Source organism: Bacillus sp. Y3 (assembly GCF_008123875.1).
Taxonomy (GTDB): domain Bacteria; phylum Bacillota; class Bacilli; order Bacillales; family Bacillaceae; genus Bacillus; species Bacillus altitudinis.
In genome coordinates, this window is sequence record NZ_VSSC01000003.1 from 127,103 (window position 1) to 145,285 (window position 18,183).

The 18,183-nt window shown below is 41.0% G+C and carries 16 protein-coding genes, 1 other RNA gene and 1 riboswitch; of the genes, 2 read left to right on the forward strand and 15 right to left on the reverse strand.

Annotation, left to right across the window (positions count from 1 at the left end):
• Positions 1 to 125 precede the first annotated feature (125 nt).
• Together FXF70_RS05570 and FXF70_RS05575 are read right to left on the reverse strand one after the other, a co-directional pair.
• Positions 126 to 635 (reverse strand): isoprenylcysteine carboxyl methyltransferase family protein, encoded by a 510-nt coding sequence (locus FXF70_RS05570; protein WP_148779970.1) that lies wholly within the window; start codon positions 633 to 635, stop codon positions 126 to 128.
• Positions 635 to 1,732, reverse strand: coding sequence for a type III polyketide synthase (locus tag FXF70_RS05575; RefSeq protein WP_148779971.1), 1,098 nt, complete (start codon positions 1,730 to 1,732; stop codon positions 635 to 637). Before FXF70_RS05575 ends, FXF70_RS05570 begins: the two co-directional genes overlap by 1 nt.
• A 494-nt stretch (positions 1,733 to 2,226) precedes the next feature.
• Between FXF70_RS05575 and FXF70_RS05580 the strand changes: the two genes are divergently transcribed.
• The gene (locus FXF70_RS05580) at positions 2,227 to 3,081 is read left to right on the forward strand and encodes a polysaccharide deacetylase family protein (protein ID WP_148779972.1); all 855 of its coding nucleotides are present in this window, start codon (positions 2,227 to 2,229) and stop codon (positions 3,079 to 3,081) included.
• Positions 3,082 to 3,146: 65 nt separating this feature from the next.
• Here FXF70_RS05580 and pbuX read toward each other — a convergent pair whose 3' ends face one another.
• From pbuX to FXF70_RS05640, 12 genes are all read right to left on the reverse strand, one after another.
• Positions 3,147 to 4,466: a xanthine permease PbuX gene (pbuX, locus tag FXF70_RS05585; RefSeq protein ID WP_007500846.1), complete on the reverse strand. Its 1,320-nt coding sequence runs from the start codon at positions 4,464 to 4,466 to the stop codon at positions 3,147 to 3,149.
• Positions 4,463 to 5,047, reverse strand: coding sequence for a xanthine phosphoribosyltransferase (gene xpt / locus FXF70_RS05590; RefSeq protein ID WP_008346333.1), 585 nt, complete (start codon positions 5,045 to 5,047; stop codon positions 4,463 to 4,465). Before xpt ends, pbuX begins: the two co-directional genes overlap by 4 nt.
• A gap of 118 nt (positions 5,048 to 5,165) precedes the next feature.
• A riboswitch (purine riboswitch) is annotated at positions 5,166 to 5,265 on the reverse strand.
• Between the two features lie 340 nt (positions 5,266 to 5,605).
• Entirely contained in the window at positions 5,606 to 7,111 is a 1,506-nt protein-coding gene (locus FXF70_RS05595; protein ID WP_146271227.1) for a carboxypeptidase M32, read from the reverse strand.
• A 127-nt stretch (positions 7,112 to 7,238) separates the two neighbouring features.
• Positions 7,239 to 9,176: an ATP-dependent DNA helicase gene (locus FXF70_RS05600; protein WP_017367482.1), complete on the reverse strand. Its 1,938-nt coding sequence runs from the start codon at positions 9,174 to 9,176 to the stop codon at positions 7,239 to 7,241.
• Positions 9,177 to 9,251: 75 nt separating this feature from the next.
• The gene (locus tag FXF70_RS05605; protein WP_017359721.1) at positions 9,252 to 9,449 is read right to left on the reverse strand and encodes a hypothetical protein; all 198 of its coding nucleotides are present in this window, start codon (positions 9,447 to 9,449) and stop codon (positions 9,252 to 9,254) included.
• A 105-nt stretch (positions 9,450 to 9,554) separates the two neighbouring features.
• Positions 9,555 to 10,709, reverse strand: a complete 1,155-nt coding sequence (locus FXF70_RS05610) for a THUMP domain-containing class I SAM-dependent RNA methyltransferase (protein WP_017359722.1) — start codon at positions 10,707 to 10,709, stop codon at positions 9,555 to 9,557.
• Between the two features lie 108 nt (positions 10,710 to 10,817).
• Positions 10,818 to 11,199, reverse strand: an RNA gene (gene rnpB, locus FXF70_RS05615) — RNase P RNA component class B.
• A gap of 60 nt (positions 11,200 to 11,259) precedes the next feature.
• Positions 11,260 to 11,565 (reverse strand): cell division regulator GpsB, encoded by a 306-nt coding sequence (gpsB, locus tag FXF70_RS05620; protein ID WP_008344631.1) that lies wholly within the window; start codon positions 11,563 to 11,565, stop codon positions 11,260 to 11,262.
• 75 nt (positions 11,566 to 11,640) lie between these two features.
• Positions 11,641 to 12,183 carry an SLOG family protein gene (locus tag FXF70_RS05625; RefSeq protein WP_316246474.1) on the reverse strand — a complete coding sequence of 181 codons (543 nt, stop codon included), beginning with the start codon at positions 12,181 to 12,183 and terminating at the stop codon, positions 11,641 to 11,643.
• Positions 12,184 to 12,232: 49 nt separating this feature from the next.
• Positions 12,233 to 12,469, reverse strand: coding sequence for a spore coat protein CotD (cotD, locus tag FXF70_RS05630; protein ID WP_072368252.1), 237 nt, complete (start codon positions 12,467 to 12,469; stop codon positions 12,233 to 12,235).
• Between the two features lie 314 nt (positions 12,470 to 12,783).
• The gene (locus FXF70_RS05635; protein WP_148780157.1) at positions 12,784 to 14,031 is read right to left on the reverse strand and encodes a ribonuclease H-like domain-containing protein; all 1,248 of its coding nucleotides are present in this window, start codon (positions 14,029 to 14,031) and stop codon (positions 12,784 to 12,786) included.
• Between the two features lie 23 nt (positions 14,032 to 14,054).
• Positions 14,055 to 16,301, reverse strand: a complete 2,247-nt coding sequence (locus FXF70_RS05640) for a DEAD/DEAH box helicase (RefSeq protein ID WP_148779973.1) — start codon at positions 16,299 to 16,301, stop codon at positions 14,055 to 14,057.
• A gap of 160 nt (positions 16,302 to 16,461) precedes the next feature.
• On the opposite strand from FXF70_RS05640, the gene FXF70_RS05645 reads away from it, so the two are divergent.
• Entirely contained in the window at positions 16,462 to 17,580 is a 1,119-nt protein-coding gene (locus FXF70_RS05645; protein ID WP_024718533.1) for an NADH-dependent flavin oxidoreductase, read from the forward strand.
• 50 nt (positions 17,581 to 17,630) lie between these two features.
• On the opposite strand, the gene FXF70_RS05650 is transcribed toward FXF70_RS05645, so the two are convergent.
• Entirely contained in the window at positions 17,631 to 18,137 is a 507-nt protein-coding gene (locus FXF70_RS05650) for a PTS sugar transporter subunit IIA (protein ID WP_008344623.1), read from the reverse strand.
• Between the last annotated feature and the right edge of the window lie 46 nt (positions 18,138 to 18,183).

Genomic DNA, 18,183 nt, shown 5'->3' on the forward strand with positions numbered 1-18,183 from the left:
ATAAGCTGTATACACAGACCGTACCGAGTAAGAAAATCATTGTCATGTGATCACCGTCCATCCTTCATGATTGAGAATGTTTATCATTAATGAAAGTGTAGCACAATTGATAATGATTTTCAATATTAATTTAATAAATACTGATTCAGTGCTTTTTCCTCTGTTTGAATTCTGACCATCATCATCCATCCATTTAAACACGTAAACAAAATGGCAGTAATAAATGCGTTAAATAGCAGCGGAATGAACATCAATTCAATCGCCACCACCACATAGTTAGGATGCTTTAACCAGCGATACGGCCCCTTTTTCACAATCATCGCATTGGGAACGACTAAGATTTTTGTATTCCAATACGTCCCAAGTGAACATAGTGCCCAGTACCGAATCACCTGGGTCGCAAGCAGGAACACAAGCAGTAATAGGAAAAAACGAGACGGTTGACGATGCAGCAGCCATGTCTCTGCAATAAGCGAGAGGAAAAATGCTGCATGCATAGCGACCATATAAGGATAATGGCTTGCACCAAATTCGATCGCTCCGATCGCCTTCACCTTCTTTTCATTTCTTTTCGCCACAAGCATTTCAATGAGGCGCTGACAAATGAAAATGCCAATCACTATCCAGAAAATCATCACGAGAGCCCCTCCCATTTCATGAACAATAATTCTGACGAAAAGCCTGGACCAAGTGCTCCGCAAAGCCCCACCTGTCCTGCATCTAGTGACTGATGTTCAAGAAAATGCTTCATGACATATAAAACGGTGGCAGAAGACATGTTTCCATGCTGTTTCAGAACCTCTTTTGAAGAAAATAGCTGATGTTCTTGTAAAGATAGGCTTTCAAGATAGGCATCAATCACTTTTTTTCCTCCAGGGTGAGCAAGAAAAACGGATACATCCTCTGTAGAAAACCCTAGCTGATGTAAAAATTGATCCACTTGCTCTTTTAACCACCCAGAAATGATGGACGGAATGTCACGTGAGAAGATGACCCGAAATCCGTCGGCGGTAAAATCCCATCCCATCACATCTTCAGAATCTTTCATGGTCACTGACTGCGTGCCAAGCACTTTAGGTACTGTTTTTAACCGCGTATACTTAGAGGCAGCCTTTTCTCCAGTTAAAAGAACGGCCGCCGTCCCGTCACCGAACAGCGAGGTTCCAATTAAATTGCTTTTTGATTGATCTTGCGGCTGAAAAGTGAGGCTGCAAAGCTCGCAGGCAACAACGAGCACTTTCGCTTCTGGATACGCCCTGATGTATTCATAAGCTCGGGATAAGCCTGCCGCCCCGCCCCCGCATCCTAACCCCCAAATTGGCACTCGTTTCGTATAAGGAGAAAATGGAAGAACATTCATCAGCTTTGCATCAAGACTTGGCGTTGATAACCCTGTACTGGAGATGAAAAACAAAGCATCAATCTCATCAAAAGGAACTGGCTTTGTAAGAAATGCTGTTTCATGCAGACAGTGAAAAACGGCTTCTTTCGCATGTGCCAATGCTTTTTCGACATAGAGATTATTTTTCTCTTCAAAAGAGTGATGTTCTTGATACCAATCAATAGGCTGGACAAACTGCCTGCTCTCTATTTCGCCATTATTAAAAGCTTTTAATAGCCGATCAATATCTTTAAACGATCGTTTAAATTGAGACCTTGCAAATTGAGCAGCTGCTTGCTGATCCACATGATGTTTTGGCAGACTTGTTCCAACTGAAAGAATGTATGCCATCGGCTTCACCTCTTTTTTCGGTTAATATCCCCAATCAAAAAAAGGATATACATGCCAAAACGACACAATTCAGTCAAAATATTTTCCTCCGTCTAACTTTTTGTCTTGACGACAATTGATAAATATTGGATAATATAGGTGAAAACATGATGTAGTTTTCCTCCTTCACAGGTTCGTTCCAAGCCAAGCGAACCTGCTTTTTTATGCAATTTTAATAGAGTTAGTTAACATAGCTTTATGCAAAAAAACACCTCTCAAATGAATAGTGCAGACCGTAGACAAACCCCACCTTTCATTTAAACATGAATGGATCACCTTTTTTTCTGATCAACACAAATAAATAACCATAAAATGCTAATTTATTTGATGATTATATATGAAAAGGGGGTTTTTTCCTGTATACTTAATCAATATGAACACCATGAAAAACAGTGAAAAAAGATAGAATCTACTACATGATTCGGCACAAAATTTAATTGACTGGAGTGATTGTCATGAAAAAGGTGTCCAAAAAACAAACACCCTACAACACGATATTTCTCTCGAAGATAATTGGTTTAGTGCTTCTTACACTGTTTCTCGTTTTTATCTGGGATATGTCTAAAACCCATTTGCAGGCGACAAATGGGCAAGCAAAAATTGTTGCTAGCAGTGACTTCCGAGACACAAGTATCAGTCTGAAAGCAAAAGATCATTCTACAAGAACATTGGATCAACAATTTAGGACCAATCCAAACCAACAGACAACGAATAAAATGGTCTTTTTAACATTTGATGATGGTCCTTCTGCTACATCAAATCAGCTGTTAAATGTCTTAAAAGCACATCAAGTGAAGGCGACATTCTTCATGCTTGGACCGCAAATCCAAGCTCACCAAGCAGCTGTGAAAAGACTTTATCAAGAAGGACATCAATTAGGGCTTCATGGCATGACGCATGATATAAACCGCTTTTATCAAAACAGTGAGTCTCCCGCAAATGAAATGAGAGAAGCTCAGCTCATTCTTGCTTCTGTTACAGGCGTTTACACCCGTCTTGTGAGAACACCTTATGGCAGTGTTCCAAATTTAACATATGATCAAAAAGTACGCTTAAACCAATATGGCTTCATTTACTGGGATTGGACGATTGATAGCCTTGACTGGAGATATAAAAACTCACAATATGTTCAAGAGGTATTGAATCAACTGCAAATGTTTGAGAAAAATAAACCATGGGAACCAAAAGTGATTTTAATGCATGATCAACCCTCTACCACGAACTATTTAGATAGCCTGATTACACAACTAAAAGCAAGGGGCTATACATTTGCAGTCATTAACGAAACAATGCCTCCAGTACAACATTAATAGCACTAATCACAACAAGCCCGTATCCAAAGGATGCGGGCTTTCAGCTCTCCAAAGAGAAGTGATTACATAACAGATTGCTTAGGTTCTTCCATTAGCTCCTGCTCTGTTTCTTTTTTAAAAGGAATCATGTGATAAATAATATGAAGCAAAATAGCGGTAAAGCTTCCGGCGACAATTCCGTTACTTGTTAACAATTTAATCGATTCTGGCAAATGCTCAAACATTTGCGGCACAACCGTTACTCCGAGCCCGATGCCAACTGAGCATGCGACAATGAGTAAGTTTTCCTGTTTGGCAAAATCGACGCGTGAGAGCATTTTAATCCCGTACGCAATGACCATGCCAAACATGGCGACCATTGCACCGCCTAGAACGGATTTTGGAATAATCGTTGTAAATGCCGCGATTTTAGGAAAAAGGCCAAATACCATTAATAATACACCTGTCACCACAATGACCTGATTTTTCTTCACACCTGTTAATTGGATCAATCCAACGTTTTGGGAGTAGGCTGTGTATGGAAAAGCGTTGAAGATACCGCCTAATAAGACGGCAATTCCCTCTGCACGATATCCCTTTGCTAAATCCTTCTCTTTTAATGAACGATTCGTTAAATCTCCGAGCGCAAAGTATACACCCGTTGATTCGACTAATGACACAATGGCAACTAATGTCATCGTCATGATTGGTGCAAATTCAAAAGTAGGCAACCCAAAGTAAAAAGGCTCAATGATGCGGAAAACTTGTGCATTCGCCACTTCTGCCGTCTCCACCTTCCCTAAGAAAGCAGCAACTGCTGTCCCAAGTAGAATGCCGATTAAGATGGCAATGGCTTTCATGAATCCCTTTGTAAATCGATAAAGAAGGACAATGATAAACAATACAAGAAAAGCAAGTCCAAGATTCTCAAAAGAACCATAGTCTGCACTTCCTTCACCACCTGCCATATTGTTCATGGCGACCGGAATTAAGGTAATTCCAATGATCGTGACGACGGAACCTGTGACAACGGGCGGGAAAAATTTCACAAGCTTCCCAAAGAAAAATGAAAGAGCAATGACAATACACCCTGCGGCGATAATACTTCCATATATAGACGAAATTCCATATTTAGAGCCAATCGCAATCATAGGAGATACCGCAGTAAATGTACAGCCTAGTACAACAGGCAAACCGATGCCAAAAAAGCGGTTTTTCCATACTTGAAGCAGTGTGGCAGCACCGCACATGAAAATATCTGCCGAAATTAAGTACGTCAGCTGGGCTGGCGTGAGCCCAAGCGCATCTCCAACAATGAGCGGAACAAGAACCGCACCTGCATACATCGCCAGTACATGCTGTATCCCTAGCGAAAGGGTTTTGGCTTTTTTAGCGGCACTCATGATTGTACCTCGCGTACAAACGTGACTTTTCCTTCCTCGAGCGATTCGATACGTGCGAGTGACTCGACTCTATAGCCCATTTGCACAAGTTCTTTCCTTCCAGGCTGGAATGATTTCTCGATAACAATTCCAAAACCAGCTACTTTTGCTTTCGCTTGCTTTGCGATTGCAGCTAGTCCCTTAGCGGCTTCTCCATTTGCTAAAAAGTCGTCGATAATTAACACACAATCATCCTCACTAAGGTGCGTGTTAGAGACAGCAATCGTACTTTCTACTTTTTTGGTAAAAGAATACACACTTGCTGTCAAAAGGTTATCCGTTAAAGTCAGTGATTGCCGCTTTCGGGCAAAAACAACTGGCACATGAAGGGCAAGTCCAGCCATGACAGCAGGTGCAATACCAGAAGATTCGATTGTGATAATTTTAGTAATTCCATCATGCTTAAATAATCTAGCAAACTCTTGACCGATCTCATGCATTAACACAGGGTCAATTTGATGATTTAAAAAAGCATCTACCTTTAGCACTTGATTTGACAGAACGATTCCTTCGTTCTCGATCTTTTGACGTAACAATTCCATCATTCTTCCTCCCAGCATATTAGCAACTTTCATTTTTTTGCATAAAAAAAGCATTGCTGTCCATTAAGGAGCAAGCAATGCGAAAACGATCCACGGGATCTTCAGCTCATACAAAAGCTGTTTCATTTTGCTCACTCATAGTCGGACAGTATCGGTGTCCGGTAGAAACTTGCGTGCCTTCATCACGCAATTATATGAGTGTTTCATAGTGTTCAAATTATAACAAGATTTCAGACGCTTGGAAAGCACTTTTCTAGAAAAATACCGAACTTAAATAATCATTAAGCTTTAAACGTTCGTTTTTAGAATATTCAACCAGCAAAAAAGCACCCTTTTGATTAAAGGGTGTCTCAGATTGTTGACAAAGGGCTAAAATGAACTTTATTTTAGCCCTTTGTCTTCTTTTCAGCGTGATAGAAAACCTTTGCAGTCTAGGAAGGACGAGCACCGGAGCAGAGCGAATTTAACATTCGTGAGTACCAGCACGCAGGACTGACAACGAATGCGAGGGTTTGTCTACACGCTGAAGCACCCTTCTGATCAAAGGGTGCCTTTCATTTATGATAAATATAGTTTCGTGTACTTATCTGTTAAATAATCAATTAAGTATTTAACATTTAATTCTTCACCAGTTGCGTCTTGAATGATTTCAGATGGCTTTTTCCGTTTTCCATGCTTGTGGACATGTTCAGTTAGCCATTCTTTTATCGGTGCAAAAGACCCATTTTGAATCAGTTCATCAAAATTCGGTAAATCTTTGATCATTTGCTGCTTTAATTGCGCCGCATACATATAACCAAGTGCATATGAAGGGAAATAACCAAAACTACCATCTGACCAGTGAACATCCTGTAAAATACCAAGCGCATCGTTAGGCGGCGTAATGCCCAGATATGCTTTATATTTTTCATTCCATAACGCCGGCAGATCTTCAACGGCTACTTCTTCATTGAAAATGGCTTTTTCAATTTCATAGCGAATAATAATGTGAAGTGGATACGTGAGTTCATCTGCTTCAATTCGAATGTAAGTCGGCTTTGATTCATTCACCGCATGCACAAATTCTTCTAAAGTGACATCTTTAAATTGTTCAGGAGATGCCTCTTGCAGCTTTTGATAATACGTTTTCCAGAAATCTTCATGTCTGCCGATAAAGTTCTCAAAGAAAAGAGACTGTGATTCATGAATACCCATTGATGTGCCGTCACATAAGAGCGTTCCGCTCAGTGCCTCATCAATATTTTGTTCATAAATGGCATGGCCGCATTCATGAATGGTGCCAAAGATCGCCATGCGAAAATCGTACTCATCATAACGCGTCGTCACACGTACATCCCCTCTGCTTAATGTCACAGCAAATGGATGAACCGTTGTATCAAGTCGTCCTGCGTCAAAGTCATACCCTAACTCTTTTAAGAAAAAGAGACTCAGCTCTTTTTGTTTGTCGATCGGGAAGCTTTTCGATAAAAACGAAGTATCCGGTTTATTTGGCGAAGCTTCAATTTTTTTCACGAGAGGAACGATGGCGTCTCGAAGTGCACCGAATTTTTGATCGAGTTGTTCAACCGTCATATCCGGCTCATAATTATTGAGCAGCACATCATATGGTGTTTTTTTCACGCCCCAGTACTGGATGAAACGCTTGTTAAAATCAATCAGCTGTTTTAAATAGGGTGCAAAGAGTGAAAAATCTGATTTCTCCCTTGCTTCTACCCAAACATGTTCTGCTTTTGATTGTAGAATGGAGTATTCTTTAAATTCTTCTTTTGGAATTTTGCTGTTTTCATCATATTCTTTTTGCGATAATTCGAGTGCCTTCTGCGTGTCTTTTGACAGCTTTTCTTTCTCTTTATTTAATGCATCAAGAAGATCTCTCATTTCATCAGAAGTCTTCATATTAAAGATATCGCTGGATAATTGACCGATGGTTTCTGCTCTGAAATCAGCGCTTTTTTTAGGCGCTTGTGTTCGAGAGTCCCAATAAAGTAAATGAAGCGCCTCTGTATAATGGGCGATTTTTCCTAGTAATTGATAAAACGCTTTCTCTTTTGATTCAAGACTCATGCGTTCGTTCCCCCAATCAATAAAATATGTATGTACGTTTCAAGGCTACTTCAATAAATGTTCTTTTGTCAATGAAAAAGGAGGATACGCTGATCGTATCCTCCTCTTATTGAATGGTTTTCTATCATTAAGAGATCACTGGCTTCACTGGAAGAACGGATTCAATTTTACTTTGTAGCTCAATATCTTTCTGACTGCCAAAGTAAATATGAATGCTGCCAGCATCTTGGCTTGTCCGAATCAGTCTCCCAATGCCCTGCCTTAGACGAAGCAGCATGTATGGAAGGTCCACTTCAGTAAATGCATCTTTCGCTTCATTCCGTTTTGCTTCAAATACTGGGTCATGCGGTGGATATGGAAGTCCCCAAATAACCACATTTGTTAGAGACTGTCCTGGAATATCCAGCCCTTCCCAAAGGTGAACGGAACATAACACAGATGTTTCATCCGCTTGGAACTTTTGAACAATGGTACTGATCTCCTCGTCTCCTTCAAAATACACATGGAAAGGCAGTGATTCATTTGATGCATCGAGCTGCTTTCTAAATACATGCAGTTCATCAAATGAAGGGAATAAAATAAGAGATCGACCGCCATTTTCTTTTACCTGAGCCAGCACGTGCTGACCTTTTACATCTGACTCTGTCATTGGCTGCTGAATTCCGTGGAAATACATTTGCATTTGCTCCTCATAATCATACGGCGAAGCCACACTCATAGATAAGTAATCTTTGATCCCAAGGCTTTCAGCTAAATAATCAAATGATTGGTTTTCAGACAATGTTGCAGACGAGAAAATATAAGGGATTTTTTGCGAAAATACCTTTTCACCGAGCACTTCTGCTACCGTTTTTGGCATGACGACAAAGGTTGTATCTAATTCCTGCTTCTCCAGCCAGCTAATGGCATTTTTCTGATAAAGCGACAGAGAATACGCCATCTGTTCAATGTACTCTTCCACAACAGACAATTCATATTGATCAATTGTGTACATCTCTGATTCAAATACGAGCGCTTCTCCAATCTTCTCAAGCAAATCACATAATTCACTTGCTGAACGCTTCACCTCATCTACACGACCAATTTCAAGACGGTGTGATCCTTTGATTTCTTTGGCATTCGTTTTTAAGAGGTAAAAGAACTGATCGTTTGTTGCAAGTGCATCTTCAACAAGTTCTGCAAACTCTTCACGAATATCATTTTGCAAAAGACGTTCCAAAAACGTCTCTAGTGTTGATTGCTTCACTCGGTATGTTAGCGCTTTTTGTGCTGCAAATTCAAGAAGATGTCCTTCGTCAAATACAACAGAGCTATGCTCAGGAAGGAGCGGCAGCTGTCCTTCACGTTTACGTGACTCCTTTGTCCATACATGCTCCATGTAAAAGTCATGAGAGCAAATGATGAGGTCTGTGGCTTTTCGGTAATGGTCTCTTGATAAATTCAAGCCACAGCGGTGCCGCATGTCGCACGTTAAGCAGTCCTGAAAAGAGTCATAACCAATTCTTGACCACTCATCATTTGTTAATTCTGGATACTCTTTTCGATCACCGTACGGATAAAATGTCTGCATCCCATGAGATTCATGAACAAATGAAGGAAGCGATTCATAAATGTCGAGCCACTTCTCATCATCTTCACGTTGCATCGTTTTCTCTAGTTTCTTTAAGCACAAATATTGATCATGCGATTTACTTAATCTCGCATCTATTTGAATATCAAGGTGATTGGCAATTTTATAGATATCACCTTCTTGTTTGACGAGCTGTTCAATTAACGTTTCGTCTGCACATGCAATGATCGCAGGTTTCCCTGTATATCTTGCATATGTGACCGCAAATAAAAGGTAAACGATTGTTTTGCCTGTGCCTACCCCAGCTTCGGCAAACATCACACTTTTTTCTTTAAAGGCTCTTTCTAACTGAAAAGCCATGAATATTTGTTCATCTCGAAGATCAAAGCCCTTTTCTGGCAAGATGTCATAAAACACATCACCAATCCAGTTGCCCAGTTCTTCGTAAAAATTATGTTCTTTTGTTAATGAAAAAGGCAAACGAGACGCTGTCACCTGCTTCAACCCCCAACTTTTGAATCATTCAGACATTCAATAGTACCATTTATGCTGGGGTATGACAATCTTTTTTTAAGAGCGCAGGCGATGTTGGTAGCTTTCCTTCATTAAAAATGCGTGCTCTGAATGGTCTATGTAGTTTTGAGCCATTGCTAAGTTCTCGATGGCTGCCGTAAGTTTAGCAGATTGTCCTGTTTCAATCCCTTCTATTTCTCGGGCTGTTGAAGCGAGTGCTTTTTGAATTAACTGAAATTGATCATAATGAATCATGAAGACACCTCTTTTTTTAAAATCAAGTTCAGTTTATTCCGTCCCGTGACGACTTATACCTTTTTAGCATAAAAAATCCACACCGTCTCGTGGTGTGGACATTTGTTATGATTCAGTTGTTTCTCTTCTAGGTCGGCGTTTTCCCCAGTATTGATAATAATCTGTTTTAATAAATCCATTAAACAGTTTTCTCTTTTTCGTCGCTTTTCTTCCGAAACACTCTTCGAATTTTTCATGTGACGTTAAAATGTAAATGGACCACGTATCTAGGTTTTTCAATGCTTCGCCCATGCCTTGATACATTTTTTCCACAGCTGGCTTATCGCTGAGACGTTCACCGTAAGGCGGATTTCCGACAATTACACCATACTCTTCTTTTGTTTGAAAGTCCTTCACTTGCATTTGCTTAAATTGAATCAGTTCACTAAGTCCAGCTTCTTCTGCGTTCAGTTTCGCAATCTCTACCATACGATGATCGATATCGCTCGCGATAATGTGAAGCGGCTGATCATAGTTCGCCTTTTCTTCTACTTCAAGGCGTGCTTTGTTCCAAACGTCCTCACCAATCCATTCCCATGATTCAGATGCGAACTCACGGTTAAATCCAGGGGCAATGTTTTGTCCAATCATCGCTGCTTCAATAGCAATTGTGCCTGATCCGCAAAAAGGATCGACAAACGGACGGTCAGGTGTCCAGTTCGTTAATAAGACAAGCGCCGCTGCAAGGGTTTCTTTAATCGGAGCGCCCCCTTGATCTGCACGGTATCCACGTTTATGAAGACCCACACCTGACGTATCGAGCGTCAGCAATACTTTATCTTTTAAAAGTGCTACCTCGATTTTGTATTCAGGGCCTGTCTCTTCTAGCCATTCAGACTGTATGTTGTAAGATGATCTAAGTTTTTGTGCGATAGCCTTTTTGACGATGCGCTGACAATCCGGCACACTGGCAAGCTGAGATTTAACAGATTTACCAATGACAGGGAATGTGCTGTTTTTCGGTAAAAAAGCAGCCCAGTCAATGGCTTTTGTCTGCTCAAAAAGCTCGTCAAATGTTCTAGCCGAAAATTCAGCAACTTGGACCTTGATTCGGTCTGCTGTACGCAGCCATAGATTCGCACGGCAGATGGCAAGCGCATCTCCTTGAAAAATAACTTTTCCGTTATCTACGGTGCACTCATACCCGAGGTCTCTTACTTCTTTTGCAACAATCGCTTCAATTCCCATTGGCGCTGTTGCGATGAGTGTATAGGTTTTCATTTGTTTATCACCTGTTTTCTCGTTCTTTTCTTAATCAAGATAAAAGCTCTCCATATGTAGAAATAGGAGAGCTTTGATTTCATCATGTTTATGATAACGGATATAACGTTCTGTAAGCCATGTTTTGTTCCATCGTACTGCAAACGGCAAAAGCCTCGTACTCAGGTGGTAATCATCTATCTACAGAATTCTCTGTCCTTCTCTCCGTTTGGTTCCTTTGAGAAAGTTCCCCTACCAAGTTTGGGTTTCTCGCTCGAGGGGTTTACCGCGTTCCACTCTCACCATTTCTAGTAAGACTTCGTCACTGTGGCACTTTCAAGGATACTTTGCCATATCCTAAAAGGACGTAGGCATTTTTCCTGCCGTCAGCCTTTCCCAGGCTGCCCTGGCTTATTTTTTCGCCAGGCACGAACACTACGGGCATCTCAGCACCGTGCGAGCATGGACTTTCCTCTGCAATGTCAAAGCATTACAGCGATTACCCGAACGTTAATCAACATGCGTTATTATAAACGACAATGTCATCTGACACAAGCTTTTTTGGTATTACTCAATCATAAAGTTTGCTGCCGAAAACGTGTTTCTCAAGATTAGATAGTCTTTTTAAAATATCAAAGTTTGTTGTATTGGACTGTGCAGGCTGTCTTTTCCCTTGCTCAACCGCTTCTTCAAGCTGTTTTGACAAGTGAAGGTTTTCTTGTTGGAGTTTTTCAATTTCTTGATGGAATGTCTCATAGTCTTTAATGACCATATCTAGAAATTTATCGACTTCTTCTTGTTTATACCCTCGGACACCTGTTTTAAATTCTTTTTCTAAAATTTCTTTCGCAGAAAGCTTTACTTTATCAGCAAGCATCTTTTTCACCTCATATCGTGAATTCATAGTATATTTTTTCAGAAATACGTGACGTTGTCAAATTTTCTCTTGCTTTTAGTCAAAAAACGGATCTTCCGCCTCAACCTGTGCCCTTAAATCATCCATTGTGATATACATAATTGGGTAGTCGGTATAGGTTTCAGCTTCTTTGATCATATATTTTGGCGAGCCTTCGTGCTCAGGATCATATAAGACGAGAAGGCCGTCCGTTTTTTCAATAAAAAAGCGGTTCTTTTGTTTGAATTGTGCCGGACTTTCATAAGGTTTATGCGTGACACTTTCTACAAAATCAGCTTGTGCAAGAACGCCTTCATACAGCTCTTTATTTTGTTCATTCCAGCGCTCTTCCTGTTCATAAAATGGTGTAATGACAGCAAGTTTTAAATCTGGAAATTCCTCTTGAAGCTCAAAGACCACTTCAGCTGTCCATATTTCTGCCCCTAACTGACCTGAAATGAGCACCCATTCCAGCCCGTCTTCAATGAGTGCCGTCAGCCTTTTCCGAAGTTCCGCTTTTATGTATTGAAGTGCAGGCTCGTCTTGTTTGAAGATCCCAAGCTCAAATGGCTTGTACCCTGTGACAGCAATAATTTTCATTTTTTCACCTGCTTTTAAAAAAAGGGACTTATAAAAGTCCCATTTCACTTTATCTGTTACAGCAAGGTCCACCGCAGTTAAAGTGTTGATGTGTTGCCGGGTCCACCTGAGAAAACGTATGCGGGAAGTAGTGAACATGTTGGAAATTTTGGTGATGAACATTTGTTACATGCTGCGGGTGGATGTGCGGCACAATTGTAGTTGACTCACTGTGCGTACAGCAGTGATTCGTTGGATGTACAATTGGCTGTGTAACATTTGGATTGCAATGATGATGATGGTACATGTAGCATTCCCCTCTCCTTGATTTTCTTACATTAACAATGTATGAATCAAGAGGTGTACATGTACTAATGCATTAACCTATTTTAAAAGTTTGCAAGAAAAACATCTTTATAGTTTGAAAACACAAACGCGACCAATATGACAACAAGAAAAAACAAGTAGAAAAGACCCTTATACATGCTCTACGCTCCTCATTCAATATCTAACGTTATTTTACAGGATTCGTGACTTTTCTACAATAAAAGTGCTAAACAATTTTTATTTTCGGCCGAGAGCCGAACGTTGTCATTTTTTGCGCTTTCCCAGGCAATAATTTCATCGCCCAGCTTTTCTTAAGAGCCGGTTTTCTCGCTTGTCAAGTTCCACAATGTCTCGTTCACTTAAAGACGATTGTGATAACAATGTTTGGGTAATGGAAAGGGCTGCTTTTGGATCTTTTTGACGGTGTTCTTCATACTTTGCTAGCTCTACACCCGCTTTTAATCTTAAATGAACATCACTTGATTCAAATAGACGCCTCCATATACATGCCGCTTCATCCCATTGTTTTAATCGCTTGTACTGTAATGATAGATCATAAGCTGCTTGATCCGCATGCTCAAACGCTGCTCCCGTTAATTCTTGCAGGTGCTTTGTTGCTTCCTGCACATCACGGTGAGCAAGATGCCATTTAGCTAATGCATATTTCTCATCGTCTTCCTTCACCGCATCTTTGGATAAGATTTTTTTAGACAAATGAATGTAGAGACTGATTAACGATAAGACATCAAGTTCATTGTGAGTCAAAATTCCTTCAATCAGTTTTGGGTTTTGTTCCTTTAAAAAGTGAAAATAGATCATTGGTGCGAGGAACCCCGGTGTATCTCCCTCTCGATTGACGTGCAGTTCCTCTTTTTCTACAACCGAAAGAGCCATACGCTCATATTTATGTTTCCACAATCTCCTTGACCCATGCAGAAGGTCAAAATGACCAAATTCAGGTAGAGCAGGTATTTGATCGCGTAATAATGTATGCCTCGTTTTGACTTGAGGCCAGTCAAATGATTTTCCATTATATGTCACAAGTGATTCGACATCCACCTCACTAAGAAAGCTTTTGTAAAGTGCCGCTTCATTTCCTGGATTCGTGAGCAGATGTTGTTTTACCACTACTTTATCTGAATAAACTCTCGCATGCCCAAGCAGAAAAATCATATTTCCCGTTCCGCCAGACAGTCCTGTTGTTTCTGTATCGAAGAAAAATAGCTCGTGAGGCTTGTAGCCTTTTGCAGAAAGAGAATGCTGAATCTCACTTTTGTTCCATGCACTCACCATCTCCGGCAGTTCTGCAAATGAATATCGCCCATGCTGATGGTCAAGTGGATAGGTCACTTCCCGAATGAGGCAGAAAGAGTCTTCAAAGTAGTAAGGAGCTGCACTTAATCCCCCCCACTCTTTTAGAAATGGAATGGTTTCAGCCGTCACAGTGTGCGTTTGTCCCTCTTTTACTGCCACATGCTTTTCATCTGACTGATTGTGCGACAGGTGTTTTTTCATTCTGTTTAATTTTCCTTTTAATGACATGAGTACGTCTATTCCCCCTTTCCTTAAAATCCTGCCATCAATTGAATGATACTGCTTTTTCCATTGATCTCTTTCATTTCCATGCCAATACAAGATGGACAGCCGTTTTCGCAGCTGCATCGCTCAATCAGCTGAGTGGCTGCACGGGCAATTTCATCAAAGCGAGCCTGGACCTCTTTACTTAAACCGATTCCACCTGGGTAATGATCATATAAAAATACGGTCGGTTTCCCCGTATGGGCTGCCTTTATTTGAGAAATGACATGAATGTCTGAACGGTCACACATAACAAACGCCGGAACAATATGCTGAAGAACATTGGCAATACCGAGCAAGAGCTGTTCAAGTGTTTTTTCTTCAAATGTCCGCTCTGCTTCATGTAATTCAAACCAAGCAGCACTCGTATGAATCTCTTCTTCAGGTAAGTGAATCGGGCCGGAACCGATATTTTCCCCGGTTGATAATCGAATTTTTTTGAAAATGGTCGGCATTGCATTGACGGTCACATCACCGTAGTGAACAGATACCGCTTCCTTCTCTGTTGTTTGATCAATTTCAAGCACCTTGAGCTGAACCGCTAAATTTGCATCTGTATAGTATTCTACATCGACTTGTTTCACATAAGCCTTAAGATGCTCATAATCTAGCTTTTCCACTTGATACTGAACCCCTTCATGTAAATAAATCGCTTCATCATGAAGTAAGGTCATCGCACTGAATCGATCCATCTCCCCAATAGTTCGAACGTTCGCTACATCGGATTGATCGACAATGACGACATTTTCCTGACTTGCAGATCTCAGACTGATGCCATGAGCCGGGAACGATTGATCTGACCAATAATAACGGTTCCCGCTGAAATGAAGAACCCCTTCTTCATGTAAGTATTGCAAGATTTCTTCTACTTCCATACTGCCAAACTGTTCATCTTCTCGAAACGGTAGCTCGTAGGACGCACATTTTAGATGATCGACTAGGATGATAAGGTTCTCGGGATTGATTCTTGCCGATTCAGGTGGTCTGTTAAAGAAGTATTCAGGGTGTCTGACAATATATTGGTCAAGTGGCGATGAGCTTGCGACCATGATAATGAGTGCTTCCTCATGACGCCTTCCAGCTCGTCCAGCCTGCTGCCACGTACTCGCTACACTGCCAGGATATCCGGTCATGATACAGACTTTTAGCTGTCCAATATCTACTCCTAATTCTAGTGCGTTTGTGCTGACAACACCGAGAATGTCTCCTTCCCTTAAGCCTTTTTCAATCATGCGCCGCTCTTTCGGCAAATAGCCCCCACGATAACCACGGATCGATTTAGGACCAATTTCTTTTTTCACTAGTTCTTGAATATGACTTAGGATAACTTCAACTCTTACCCTACTTCTAGCAAAAACAATCGTTTGAATTTTTTCTTTTAAAAATGTTTTAGCGAGCTGATTCACAACAGTGGCCGCACTTTGTCTAATGTTTAATGGCTTATTGACGACTGGCGGGTTGTAAAAGACAAAATTCTTTTTACCGCTAGGTGCTCCGTTTCGTTCAATGAGATGCACCTTGCTTCCGGTCAGCTGCTCTGCAAGCTCTTTCGGATTCGCAATGGTCGCTGAAGTACAAATAAAAGTCGGGTCACTTCCGTAAAACGCACAAATTCGCTTTAGTCTGCGAATGACATTGGCGACATGACTGCCAAACACGCCTCGATATGTATGAAGCTCATCAATGACAATATACTTTAAGTTCTCAAATAAACTGACCCATTTCGTATGGTGAGGCAAAATCGCTGAGTGCAGCATATCTGGATTTGTGATGACAATATGACCTGCCTGTCTGACGCGCTGGCGAATCGCTGGGGAGGTGTCCCCGTCATAGGTTTCACTGTGAATTGGAACATCCATCTCATGAATGATTTCGTTTAATTCACTTTTTTGATCTTGCGCGAGTGCTTTAGTTGGAAATAAATAGAGGGAGCGGCTTGTCTGATCTTCTGCGATCGACTGAAGAACTGGCAGATTGTAGCAAAGCGTTTTACCTGAAGCTGTAGGTGTCACAGTCACCACATTCTCACCATCCATCACACGTTCAAAGGCTTCCTTTTGATGAATGTATAGTTCGCTCACACCTCTTTTTTCAAGCGCCACTTTGAGCCTGTCATTTACTCTTTCAGGAATTGGAGAAGTCAGTGCAGGCTTCGCTTCAATTTCATGCCAATGCTCGACCTGTTCGTCTTTTTTTAAATCTTCTATGAGTTCGTTCATTGTTTTCTTCTTCATCTGGTATCCACCTCTCATTCTAGTGTACCGAATATTTGTTTGCATGACTAGGCGGCAATTTTTTGATGCACCGCTTGTGAGCAAATATTTTGATGTGTTGTAACAATATCTATTACACTTCTATAGTGAAATGATTTTATCAAGGAAGAAGATGATCAGATTGAAAAACGAATTTAAGCCTTTATTTGAACCTTTTACATTCCCAGGGGGTGCCTCTATTGATGGCCGTTTAGTCGTTGCACCAATGACACACTTCGGTTCTCATGAGGATGGCACGATCTCAAAGGAAGAAATTGATTTTATCACCGCTAGATCAAGCGAAATGGGCATGGTCATCACCGCATGTGCAAACGTGACGCCAGATGGTAAGGCGTTTGAAGGACAGCCTTCTATTGCAAGAGATGAAGATATACCTGGCCTACAAAAGCTTGCTTCTGCGATTCAAGCGAAAGGAACAAAAGCCATTATGCAAATTCATCATGGCGGCTCTCAGGCTCTCCCTCATTTAGTCCCAAACGGTGATGTCGTTGCGCCAAGTGATGTATTTAAAGATGGAAAACAAATTGCGAGAGCTTTGACAGAAGAAGAAATTCCTCACATCATCGACTCATTTAAAGAAGCAGCAAGACGCGCAATTCAAGCAGGATTTGATGGGATCGAAATCCATGGAGCGAACGGATATTTATTACAGCAATTCTACTCCCCGCATAGTAATCAGCGTACAGATCAATGGGGCGGAAGCGAAGAAAAGCGTCTCGCATTTCCAATTGCAGTAGTAGATGCAGTGAAAGAAGCAATCAAAGAGCATGTAACAAAACCATTTATCTTTGGATACCGATTATCACCTGAAGAACCAGAAACACCTGGTTTAACCATGACAGAAACATTTACTTTAGTGGACGTACTTAAGACAAAAAACCTTGATTACTTGCATATTTCTTTAATGGAGATTGACGCTAAAGCAAGACGTGGTGCTGATACAAGTAAGACGCGGATGGAGTTATTAAAAGAGCGCTGTGGTGACACGCTTCCACTCATCGGCGTCGGCAGCGTCATTACAGCTGAGGATGCACTGAATGCATACAATCAAGGGATTCCACTCATTGCTGTTGCAAGAGAAGTCATTGTTGATCCCGATTGGGCAGTAAAGATTAAAGAAGGCAGAGAAAACGAGATTGAAACCGTCATTAAACGCAGTCAAAAAGACAAGTACATGATTCCAGAGGGTTTATGGACTGTCATGGAAGCAAGTAAAGGCTGGGTTCCAATGGAGGATTAATGTCCTCAATCAAAAAACTACCCTATCAACTCAGGGTAGTTTTTTTTGGATTATTTCATTTTTACTGTAAAAAGCTTGGACGTCTGCTTTTCTACAGAGCCCTTAGGTTCTTTGTCAAGATGTTCTACTAAATCACCATTCATGATGACAATTGGTGTCACTGTGCTTGCCGCTTTTTCTTCAATCAGCGCTAAATCACACGTAATGAGAGGATCACCTGCTTTCACTTTATCCCCTTCTTTTATGTGTGCTTCAAAGCCTTCACCATTTAATCCAACCGTTTCAAGTCCGATATGAATCAGAAGCTCAAGCCCCGAGAGTGTTCGAATCCCAATTGCATGTTTTGTATGGAAGAGTTGAATAATTTCACCATCTACTGGCGACACAATGGTGCCGTTTTTTGGTTTTACAGCTACGCCGTCTCCCATCATCTTTTGAGAAAAAACGGGATCTGGTACATCGGTCATATCCATTAACTCTCCATCGACTGGAGAATAAATGACTTCTTCCTTTACATCATCTTGGTTTTTTCCGAAACCGAATAATTTTTTCAGCAATGTTCATTTGCTCCCTTCAAGCTTTGCTTCTAGATCTATTCAGCGT

Coding starts and splice junctions, on each gene's coding strand:
- FXF70_RS05580 (WP_148779972.1), top strand. CDS start 2,227: ATGAAAAAGGTGTCCAAAAAACAAACACCCTACAACACGATATTTCTC.
- FXF70_RS05640 (WP_148779973.1), bottom strand. CDS start 16,301: ATGAAGAAGAAAACAATGAACGAACTCATAGAAGATTTAAAAAAAGAC.
- FXF70_RS05595 (WP_146271227.1), bottom strand. CDS start 7,111: ATGAGTCTTGAATCAAAAGAGAAAGCGTTTTATCAATTACTAGGAAAA.
- FXF70_RS05625 (WP_316246474.1), bottom strand. CDS start 12,183: ATGAAAATTATTGCTGTCACAGGGTACAAGCCATTTGAGCTTGGGATC.
- FXF70_RS05610 (WP_017359722.1), bottom strand. CDS start 10,709: ATGAAAACCTATACACTCATCGCAACAGCGCCAATGGGAATTGAAGCG.
- xpt (WP_008346333.1), bottom strand. CDS start 5,047: ATGGAATTGTTACGTCAAAAGATCGAGAACGAAGGAATCGTTCTGTCA.
- gpsB (WP_008344631.1), bottom strand. CDS start 11,565: ATGCTTGCTGATAAAGTAAAGCTTTCTGCGAAAGAAATTTTAGAAAAA.
- cotD (WP_072368252.1), bottom strand. CDS start 12,469: ATGTACCATCATCATCATTGCAATCCAAATGTTACACAGCCAATTGTA.
- FXF70_RS05635 (WP_148780157.1), bottom strand. CDS start 14,031: ATGTCATTAAAAGGAAAATTAAACAGAATGAAAAAACACCTGTCGCAC.
- pbuX (WP_007500846.1), bottom strand. CDS start 4,466: ATGAGTGCCGCTAAAAAAGCCAAAACCCTTTCGCTAGGGATACAGCAT.
- FXF70_RS05605 (WP_017359721.1), bottom strand. CDS start 9,449: ATGATTCATTATGATCAATTTCAGTTAATTCAAAAAGCACTCGCTTCA.
- FXF70_RS05570 (WP_148779970.1), bottom strand. CDS start 635: ATGATTTTCTGGATAGTGATTGGCATTTTCATTTGTCAGCGCCTCATT.
- FXF70_RS05575 (WP_148779971.1), bottom strand. CDS start 1,732: ATGGCATACATTCTTTCAGTTGGAACAAGTCTGCCAAAACATCATGTG.